The organism is Tissierella sp. (assembly GCF_052089545.1).
In the GTDB taxonomy this organism is placed as follows: Bacteria; Bacillota; Clostridia; order Tissierellales; family Tissierellaceae; genus Tissierella_A.
The window spans coordinates 1-10,301 of sequence record NZ_JBQDAA010000042.1 but is presented as its reverse complement, the minus strand read 5'-3'; the positions used below and the strand labels follow the sequence as shown (position 1 = coordinate 10,301).

Below are 10,301 nucleotides of genomic sequence, written 5' to 3'. Positions count from 1 at the left end.
ATTGTATGAAATATTAAAATTATATTAGTCATTTTTCCATTTATACACTACTATTATAATAATTTATGATACAATAAATATAAGTCTTGTATATTAGACCTATTATTTATTGTATTGGAGGTTAAAATTAGAATGTTTACTATTAAAGACTTTTTAAATTTAAATATTATAAATGGAGCTATCGTTAAAACTGATATAGAAACAATTGATGAAAGAAATATAGAAGCTATTTCAGTTACTGAGCTACCCGTTGAAAACTTTGTTCATAAAAATGAATTAGTCCTAACAACTGCTATAGGTTGTAAGGAAGATCATTTAGTTTTTAAAAACTTTGTAAGAGACATATATAATTCAGGTGCAACTGCCTTAGTTATTTCAACAGGAAAGTATGTAGATGAGATCCCCCAATCTATTATTGACTATGCAAATAGTTTAAAATTTCCCATTATTGATATACCTTGGAAGGTTAGATTTGGAACTATTATTGAAACAGTATTATTGGAGATTAATAGACTTAAACATTCAAATGCAAGAGTTTTTGAGACCTTACAAAAGAAATTATTAACCTTGTTTTTAAGTGGATCTACACTATCAGAAGCGGCTCAGTTAATATATAAAGAACTGGGGAATCAAGCTGTTATTGTCAATACCTCAGGTACTATAAAAGGTCGTAGTGAAGGTTCAGACAATCTATTAGAAACATTAGAAGCACCACTTAAGGTTTTATCTTCAAGAAAAAATTTAAGCCTTTTAAGTGGTTTTGATTGCAAGGAAATCTATACAGTCAATAAAATTTCTTCTAAAAATATGTTATATGGATATCTATATCTTGAAGCACTGGGTGATAAAGATGGCTTTGACTATGCTAAAGATAATAAGAAATATATAACCAGACATATAATTTCCCCTATTTCTCTATGGTTTGATAGAGAGCAAACTATTTTTGAAACTGAAATGCACCATAAAGATAGTTTCGTTTGGGATCTTGTAACAGCTGATGAAGATAAGATAGATGAATTAGTCACTAAATCTAAAACTATAGGATATAATCTTTCCCTTTCTTATATTGGGATAGTTGGATTAATATCAAATTTAGAAAACTCATATGACTTACAAAGATCTAACTTTACATCCTATGAGGAGTGGAAGTTTAATTGTATAAAGAATCTAAAGACAGAAGTCTTAAGAGCGGCACAAAACATGGAACAAGAAGTTATGGTAACTTATCAGGAAGAAAGATTAATTATTTTTCTTGAGGTTAGAGGTGACGATATAGAAAAATCTTCTAATAGCTTTTTAGATACTATCGAAGATAGGATCAAACTCATATATCCTAGACTTACCTTATCTTGGGGTATAAGTGAAAATAAAATAGAAAACAAATCCTTTAATAAAGTATTTTCTGATGCCAAAATTTCACTTGAAATCAATCGTGATACAAAGAAAGCTGGTTTTAGGAATATATATAAAAATCCTAGTATATATAGATTATTATCCATATTATCTAATGATAAAGAAGCCAACACTATATGTTTAAATGTAATAGGTGGATTAATAGAGTATGATTCAAAGAATAATCTAAATCTATTAAATACCTTTAAGGCTTATGTACAAAATAAAGGAAATGTAAGTCAAACATCCCGACTCTTACATTTGCATAGACAATCACTTCTATATAGATTAAAGAGGATTGAAGAAATTACTCATCTATCACTTGAAGAAGCAGACGATACATTTTTATTAGAAATTTGTATTAGACTTTGGGATACTCAAAACAATTTCTTCAAATAAAAACAGTTTATATTTTTTAATATAAACTGTTTTTATTTATTAATCATTATTTTATTAATCTTCCCTACTTCTTTTCACAAAGATATGACCTAGCAAACCATTATATATGTATAAGTCTTTTACATAATAAAAACTCACTAAGAGGAAGATCCTCATTAGTGAGTTTTTATTTTTTACTTATACATTTTTGTTAATATATCTTACTTATTACTTAACTTTTTCAGCTACTATTTTTAGAGCTTGATCTAAGTCAGCGATAAGATCGTCTACGTTTTCTACTCCAACTGATAATCTTACTTGACCATCATATATACCTACTGCTTCTCTTTCTTCTTTAGACATATCGAAGTGACTCATTGTAGGTGAATGTTGTACTAGTGAATCTATATTTCCAAGGCTAGTAGCTAAGCTAAATACTTTTACATTATCCATAAATATTTTACCAGCTTCTATTCCACCTTTGATATTAGCACTCATCATACTACCAAATCCACCATGCATTTGCTTTTTAGCAATTTCATGCGTTGGATGACTTGGAAGTCCTGGGTATAGTACTCCTTCTATTTGAGGATGGTTGTTTAGGAACTCTGCTACTTTCATTGCGTTAGCACAATGCTTTTCCATTCTAATTCCTAAAGTTTTCATTCCTTGCATTAATAACCAAGCATCAAATGGTGATATTACAGCACCAAATGTTTGTACCATTGGGAATCTAGCTCTTTCCATAAGTTCTTTACTTCCTGCTAGAACTCCTGCAACTACAGTACCATGTCCACAAAGGAATTTAGTTGCACTGTGAACTACTATATCTGCTCCTAAGTCTAGTGGGTTTTGTATATATGGTGATGCAAATGTACTATCTACAATCACTTTAGCATCATTGCTATGAGCTATTTTTGATATTTCTTCAATATCAGAAATTCTAAGTGTAGGGTTTGCAGGTGTCTCTACATATACAGCTTTAGTATTAGGTTTTATTGCTGCTTTAACTGCTTCTAAATCTGAAGTATCAACTAGTGTAGATTCGATACCGAAGTCGTCTAGTACATTTTTAACTAAAGCAAATGTACATCCATATATAACATCTCCAGCTACAACATGATCACCTTTTTGTAATAGTGTAAGTAGAGCTGTTGAAATTGCTGCCATTCCTGAAGCAACCGCAAGTCCTGCTTCTGCATTTTCTAATAAAGCAATCTTTCTTTCTAACTCTGCTGCTGATGGACTACCGAATCTTGAATAAGTAAACCCTTCATCTTGATGTTGGTTTAAATAAATTGCTCTTTCAGTATTTGGTAGTACATAAGTTGATGTTTGATATATAGGACTGATGTGCGCTCCAGTTGCTTCATCATGTTCTTGTCCTGAGTGAATCGCTCTCGTGTTAAAATCCATATCTTTAAATTCATCTTTGTAACTCATTTAATAAATCCCCCTTATATAATTTGATTAATTTTTTATGTTGTTTATTATCACCTTACTATCATAGTATTATATCTATAGATTTATATCATCCGTCGAATTGTATGAAAATCAATGTTATTATTTAGTCATTATTGAAAACATTTTCTTCATCTATAAATCATATGCTATAAGATAGTTTGTATGAGTCTTATTATAGGTATTTATTCTTCAGCTTTGTGATGAATTATGGAAATCCACTTTTCTCCAGCTAATATCTTTCTAACTCTTTTTTCAAATTCTATCCTAGAGAGCCAAACTTGTCTATCGCATCCTTTACATTCTAGTTTTATATCAACACCTGTCCTAAGTATTTCCCACTTGTTTTCTCCGCATGGATGACCCTTTTTTAAAGTTACTAGGTCTCCTACCTTATAATGTAAAATCATTTTATCACTCCTTAAAATATAGTAATAATATAATTATACTAAATAAGAGAGACATTTTACAGTCTCTCTTATTATTTATACAATAAATTATATTTTATTATTAGTAAGTCTTTAGTCTAGGTTTTTATTAAATTCTTCTTCTCTTTCATCCCAATCCGGTGCACCATCTTTAAAATATTCATTGAAAGTATTTGTATCTTTTATAAGGATTACAGTTTCTCCAGCCTCTAGATTTGTCCTATATCCTTCTAAAAGTTTTCTTTCTTCCATATCTATATTTTTATTCCACTCTTCATCTCCATATTTTTTAAATGTAAATGAATCTTTTATCTTTTCCCAAAGATTTTCATTATCTTTAGAAGTATCCTTTTCTTTATCTGGGTTATCCAAATAATCTAAGTCTTTACCCAAGTCACTGTCACAAATAACTTCTATTTGGTCTTTAGTAAAACCTTCTTTTAATAACTCATCAACTTCTTTTTTAGCTTCAGTTTTAGTTAGATAAACACCATGTATTTTTTTCATAATAACTTCCCCCTGTTTTATTTAGGATTTATAAGTTTTAACCGTTATTATATAGCTACCCTATAGAAAACTTTTAAACATTATTTTGATCTTCTTTTAAGATAACATTTTTAGGATAAGGTATTTCTATACCTGCCTTTTCTAAAGCTATTTTCAGTTCTTTTCTCATTTCTCTTTCTATATGCCATTGATCCATTGGATTTGTTTTTGCCATTACTTTTATATCTACACTATAGTCTCCTAGGTTATCAACTCCAAGAACAATAGGCCCTTCTAGTATACAGTCATTATCTTTGTTTATTTTATCACATTCATCTTCTAAGACCTTAATGGCCTTATTTATATCTTCTTCATATGCAATAGACATAATCGCCATAGACCTCATAGCACCTCTAGTTTTATTTGTCACTATTTTTATATTACCATTAGGTATTATATGAAGTTCTCCAGAAAAATCTCTAAGTTTTGTAACCCTAACTCCCAAATCTTCTACTATTCCCTCATATCCTTCTATCTTTATAAGCTCGCCTACTGAATACTGATCTTCTAATAATATAAATATACCTGTTATAAGATCTTTTACAAGTGACTGGGCACCAAAACCTATAGCAAGACCACCTATACCAGCAGTAGCCAATATTGATTTTGTATCTATACCAAATAGATCTAAAGACATAATAACCCCAACAAATATTAAAAAATAATTTATAGATTTTCTAAGTGTATTTATAAGTGTATTAGCTCTTTTATTACTTACTAATAAAGGGGCCTTTTTTCTATTTTTTATAGTCCTATCTATTATTTTATTAACTATTCTAGTTAATATAAAAATAACAATAAAAATTGTTGCTATTTTTATAAATTTTTCTACTAAATTTAATTCTTCTGCATTTTTCTGTATCATATTTACTAAATACTCTTTTAAGGTCTCCATTTCGTCCCCCTAAACTAAAGAATCTTTTCTGCTTTTCCCCTATGTCCTTCTTTTAGATATTTATATAATTCATCTATATCTATTTTTTCGTTTTCAATAAGCTCTTTTGCCCTTTCTAAGTCATCAATTGCAAATAAGAGTGAAAGTCCACAACTGTGACTTACATCTCTAGGTGTTGGTATAGTTTTAAAATGTATATCTTCTTCTTTAAATACCGCTTCACCTTGTAGTGCAAATTGAGTTGATTTAAAGGTTATTAATCCATATTCTTCCATATCCTCTTCACCTATCCTATAATTAAATTTGATTCTTTGTCCTTTAATTTTTCATATATAGTATACATATTTGAAATACTTCCTATTTTCAATTTATCTTTAAGTTCTAAAAAATCTAAGCATGTACCACAAGATATTATCTCTACTCCTTCTTTTTCTAAAGCCTTCAAGTCATCTAAGACTTCTGATCCTTCTACAGTAAGTCTTACTCCTGCATTATAGAAAATCAGAGTAGATGGATATGGCTCAGTTTCTGAAACTGTATATATAAAACTTTTCATAAGGATTTTACCAAGAACTTCATCTCCTGAACCCATAGTATCTGAAGAAAATCCTATTGTCATATCTTTTAACTTTTTATTATCTTTAACTTTTACAGGTTCAGAACCATCTTTACTTATACTTATATAAAAGTCACCATCTTTTTCTTCTACACTAAAATCATAACCCTTACTACTTGCAAGTTTTGAAATATTTTCCTTTGCTATTTCATTGTCTACTATAGTAGTGATACTACCTTCTTCTAAACTATCTAATCCTTTTGTAGTCATTATAACAGGCTTTGGACATCCCATACCTCTTGCATCAATATTTTTTTTCATTTTATTTCTCTCCTTTTTCTTTTGTCTCATATATTTCTAACTTACTTTCCTTTTTAACTAATAATTTCCCATCATCATACTTTAAGTCTAATATACCTTCTTTTGTTTTAAAGTTTAATAGATTTTTATTTTTTTTAGGCACTATTATATCATTTTCACCAAAAATAAATGTCTCTTCATTTGTAACTAGTATCTTCTCTAGGGGTTTACTTAATACTACTTTTTCCTTAGTTTTCCCCCTTAAGTTTAGTTTTTCAAAATTATTATCATATAAAAGAAATATTTCATCATCTAGCATTTTAATATCTTTTAAATCATTATATTCTTTTTCCCATTTTATTTTTCCATTATCTATAAAATAAAGACCTTTTTCTGTCCCAATCAATAAATCATTTTTTATAAAGTCACTATAAACTATTATCTCATCTTTTATATCTAAGGTAAATAGCTCTTTTTCATCTATAGAATAGACAGTGACTATACTCCTTAGTTCTTTATCTATATCCAATGTTGATATAGAATAATCCTCTTTTTTGTCTTTCACATCAACTGTAAGAATCGGTATATTTTCTTTATGAGTTTTTAATAAATCACCATTTTCATCTATTATATCTACACTTTCTTCATCTCCATCTTTTCTATAAAGCAATGTTTTATCTTCCTTTGCTTGCAATTTATAGAAAGGCGATTTAAGTTTTTTTCTTTCAATAGTGTCTCCTTCTTTATTTAAAAGATAAATATCTCCCGAAGACCTATCCATTATATATATGATTTCTTCCCCCCAAAATATATGTGGATCTTTAAATTCAAAATCTTTTTTTAAAACTTCAAATCCGTTAAAATCTAAAAATGATAAACTATTATCTTGCCATTGTATGATTTTTTCATCATATATATCTAAACCTTTTATATCCTTATCAATAGCAAATTCACTTATAAGTTCTAGTTCCTTTTCTACACCAGTAAAGGAATCAAATACACTAAGTATAGATAGTCTTGTATTAGGATTTATAAAAATAATAAGAATTATTATAAGAATTATTAAGTATATTTTAAATGTTTTAGGTATTTTATCTCTTTCCTCCATAAACGCCACCTACTTATTTCTTTTATTTTGTTTCTATTCAATTGTATAATATATCAAGATTAAATACCACAATTTATAAATCCTAATTTTTTATTATCCATCTATTTTATAGCTTGGTTTTCTAAATATTATCATTATCATCATTATAAAGCCTACTGCTCCAGAGATTGGATATATTATACCTACTAATTCTGAAAATCCTAATTTAGCTAATGGAATTGAAGAAATACAAAATATAAATATAATAATCCTATTTTTAATATTAAATTTATTGATAAAGCCAAATCCATTTGCAACAGCTGTAGTGAACATAGCAATCCAAAGTATCAAGGAATATATTGTCTTATACTTTATTCCTAATAGTGATGCTATATATAGCATAGGTATATCCAGGCCCTTTATCTCTTCATAGTAAATCAAAATCGGTCTTATAATTGATATTGCTAAAAAAAAGAGAGTTAATCCCCCCACCACTCCTCCTGCTATAGCTGTTTTTTTATTCTTTATTAAAGGCAAAAGAGAAGAAAAGACTACTATTATAATAAGTGAGTTTGATCCAAAGTAAAGTAAAGATGAGCTTATAAAGTTACCTTTATATGTAATTGACTTTCCTAGTAAATTATTGTATTCATATCCACCATCTTTACTTAAATAAAAAGATATACATATTATTCCTACTATTAATATAGGAACAAGTATTGTATTTACAATTGAAAAACCTTCCAGACTAAATAAAAACACTAAAAATGACAGAAATATCATTATAAAAATCCCCATATTTGGATTTATATGAAATTGTTCCTGAAATAAAGCTCCACTACCAGATACCATAATAGAAAACCCAGTATATAAAGAGATTATAATAAGTATATCTATACATTTTTTTATGTTTTTAGGAAAGAATATTTCAATTAAATCGTCCATATCTTTTATCCTATACTTATAAATCTTTATAAGTAGAATACTTCCAAACATAGAAAGAAGTATTCCTAAAATATAAATACCCCAAAATCCTTTTATCCCATAGACTCCAAAAAATTCTACTATTTCCCTACCAGATGCAAATCCTGCACCTATTACTGTGCCTATAAAGATTGCTGCTATTTTAATCCAACCTTTTCCCATAAATATCTCCTTCCTATACATACTATATATAGGTATATTAATTGAAAGGTTTGTCTTATTACATATATAAGTTTTACTAAGATGGGATAAAACATTGTTTATCTTTATAGACAATTTGAATTTTAAAGTATTTTATGATACTATAATAATAGTATAGACATAACGTTGCTTGAGACATGTATGTGTTTTTTAACTAAATAATCATATATATGTTTCATTTTTTTCATTATATGGAAATTAAAAAAAGTATATGTAAAAATCTAAGTAAAGTTTCAACTAAAATCTATCATTAAAAGGATTATTTTTTTAAAAAAGGAAATACTAAATCATAGATAGTAGAAGAAACTAGATTAAACAGTTGGAGTTAATAAACTCCTTTTAATTTTAGGTACAATTTTAACTCAACAATTATATACGTGTTTTCATTTTTCATAATATAAAATTTAAAAGAGAGGTAAATATGTTAAAAGTCGAAGTAAAAAACTTAACTAAGATCTTTGGTAAAAATTCTAAGAAAGGATTAAGTCTTTTAGAAGAAGGAAAGACTAAAGCAGAAATACTAGATGAAACTGGAATGACAGTTGGAGTTAATAGAGCTTCCTTTGATGTCAATTCTGAAGAAATTTTTGTAATAATGGGATTATCAGGGAGTGGTAAATCTACCCTAATAAGACTTATCAATCGATTAATTGAACCAACATCAGGAAATATATTTATTGATGGAGAAGATTTATCAAAACTTGATAGTCAAGGATTAAGAGAAGTAAGAAGAAAGAAACTAGGGATGGTATTTCAAAATTTTGCACTCTTCCCTCACCGTACAGTTTTAGAAAATGCTGGATATGGTTTAGAGATACAAGGTATCGATAAAGAAGAAATAAAGAAAAAGGCTTATGAATCTTTAGATATGGTAGGTCTTAAAGGATACGAAGATCAATATCCAAACCAATTATCAGGTGGTATGCAGCAAAGAGTTGGACTTGCTAGGGCACTAGCAAATGAACCTGATATACTATTGATGGATGAGGCCTTTTCTGCCCTTGACCCATTAATTAGAAAAGATATGCAATTTGAACTTTTAGATTTGCAGTCTAAAATGAAAAAAACAATCATATTTATAACACATGATTTGGATGAAGCTTTAAGGATTGGAAATAGAATTGCACTGATGAAAGATGGAGAAATTGTACAAATAGGTACATCTGAGGAAATATTAACAAATCCTGCCAATGAATATGTAAGAAAGTTTGTTGAAGATGTTGATAAATCTAAAGTATTCTCTGCAGAACATGTCATGAAGAGAGCTGAAAGTATCGAAGTAGAAAAGCATGGACCGCGTGTAGCAATACAACAGATGAAAAAACTAGGAATATCTAGTATCCATGTAGTAAATCAAGAAAATGAATTTTTAGGAATTTTAACTGCTGAAAAAGCTTCTAAAGCTATAAAAGATGAAACTAGAAGTGTTAAAGATCTTTTAGAAACTGATGTTCCTAAAGTGTTCCCAGATACACCTTTAAGTAACTTATTTGAAATAATTCATGATACTCCTGTTCCAGTAACAGTAGTTGATAATAAAAATATTTTAAGAGGTGTAATAGTTAGAGGAGCTGTTCTAGCAGCACTGTCGAAAGATGGGGTGAATAATAATGAATAATTTACCTCAGTTACCCTTAGTTGAATGGGTTGATACAGCGGAGGTTTGGTTAAGATCCAATGCCCAATGGTTTTTTGAACCTATCAAAGATGGATTGTCAGCATTTGTTGACACATTAAGTGGCTTACTAATTGCCATACCACCTTTAATCTTTATATTGGCAATTGTTGCTTTTACTTTCTTTATAACTAAAAAAAGATGGGGACTATCCTTATTTGTTTTAGTTGGATTGTTATTAATACAAAATTTAGGGTATTGGGAAGATACAATGCTTACACTTTCTTTAATACTAGCTTCTAGTATTATATCTATTATAGTAGGGGTTCCTACCGGGATATGGATGGCAAAAAATCAAACCGTAAAATCTATAATAACACCTATACTAGATTTTATGCAGACTATGCCGGCATTTGTATATTTAATACCTGCTGTTTCTTTCTTTGGAATCGGAATGG

Annotated in this window: 10 protein-coding genes and 1 pseudogene; 3 read left to right on the top strand and 8 right to left on the bottom strand. The window is 28.6% G+C overall.

Going from position 1 to position 10,301, the window contains the following annotated elements; translation table 11 throughout:
* The first annotated feature begins 132 nt into the window (after positions 1-132).
* Positions 133-1,791 carry a PucR family transcriptional regulator gene (locus tag ACTHW2_RS04960; protein WP_442262777.1) on the top strand — a complete coding sequence of 553 codons (1,659 nt, stop codon included), beginning with the start codon at positions 133-135 and terminating at the stop codon, positions 1,789-1,791.
* A gap of 207 nt (positions 1,792-1,998) precedes the next feature.
* Here ACTHW2_RS04960 and ACTHW2_RS04955 read toward each other — a convergent pair whose 3' ends face one another.
* The 8 genes from ACTHW2_RS04955 to ACTHW2_RS04920 all read right to left on the bottom strand — a co-directional run bounded on the left by ACTHW2_RS04955 (position 1,999) and on the right by ACTHW2_RS04920 (position 8,189).
* Positions 1,999-3,213, bottom strand: a complete 1,215-nt coding sequence (locus ACTHW2_RS04955; RefSeq protein WP_442262775.1) for a trans-sulfuration enzyme family protein — start codon at positions 3,211-3,213, stop codon at positions 1,999-2,001.
* A gap of 203 nt (positions 3,214-3,416) precedes the next feature.
* A complete protein-coding gene (locus ACTHW2_RS04950; protein ID WP_442262784.1) occupies positions 3,417-3,638 on the bottom strand; it encodes a DUF951 domain-containing protein in 222 nt (73 codons plus the stop codon).
* A 114-nt stretch (positions 3,639-3,752) separates the two neighbouring features.
* Positions 3,753-4,166 (bottom strand): hypothetical protein, encoded by a 414-nt coding sequence (locus tag ACTHW2_RS04945; protein WP_442262773.1) that lies wholly within the window; start codon positions 4,164-4,166, stop codon positions 3,753-3,755.
* 73 nt (positions 4,167-4,239) lie between these two features.
* The gene (locus ACTHW2_RS04940; RefSeq protein WP_442262772.1) at positions 4,240-5,100 is read right to left on the bottom strand and encodes a mechanosensitive ion channel family protein; all 861 of its coding nucleotides are present in this window, start codon (positions 5,098-5,100) and stop codon (positions 4,240-4,242) included.
* 14 nt (positions 5,101-5,114) lie between these two features.
* Positions 5,115-5,375 carry a DUF3343 domain-containing protein gene (locus ACTHW2_RS04935; protein WP_442262770.1) on the bottom strand — a complete coding sequence of 87 codons (261 nt, stop codon included), beginning with the start codon at positions 5,373-5,375 and terminating at the stop codon, positions 5,115-5,117.
* 11 nt (positions 5,376-5,386) lie between these two features.
* Positions 5,387-5,977, bottom strand: a complete 591-nt coding sequence (gene yedF, locus ACTHW2_RS04930; protein WP_442262768.1) for a sulfurtransferase-like selenium metabolism protein YedF — start codon at positions 5,975-5,977, stop codon at positions 5,387-5,389.
* 1 nt (position 5,978) lies between these two features.
* Positions 5,979-7,064, bottom strand: coding sequence for a DUF5711 family protein (locus ACTHW2_RS04925; protein WP_442262767.1), 1,086 nt, complete (start codon positions 7,062-7,064; stop codon positions 5,979-5,981).
* A 93-nt stretch (positions 7,065-7,157) separates the two neighbouring features.
* Complete coding sequence (locus ACTHW2_RS04920) at positions 7,158-8,189, bottom strand: YkvI family membrane protein (protein ID WP_442262765.1); 1,032 nt, start codon at positions 8,187-8,189, stop codon at positions 7,158-7,160.
* Positions 8,190-8,649: 460 nt separating this feature from the next.
* Here ACTHW2_RS04920 and ACTHW2_RS04915 point away from each other — a divergent pair, with 460 nt between their 5' ends.
* Together ACTHW2_RS04915 and ACTHW2_RS04910 are read left to right on the top strand one after the other, a co-directional pair.
* A complete protein-coding gene (locus tag ACTHW2_RS04915) occupies positions 8,650-9,846 on the top strand; it encodes a quaternary amine ABC transporter ATP-binding protein (RefSeq protein WP_442262763.1) in 1,197 nt (398 codons plus the stop codon).
* Positions 9,839-10,301, top strand: a pseudogene (locus ACTHW2_RS04910) (glycine/betaine ABC transporter); the annotation flags it as partial. The gene ACTHW2_RS04915 and the pseudogene ACTHW2_RS04910, both read left to right, overlap by 8 nt.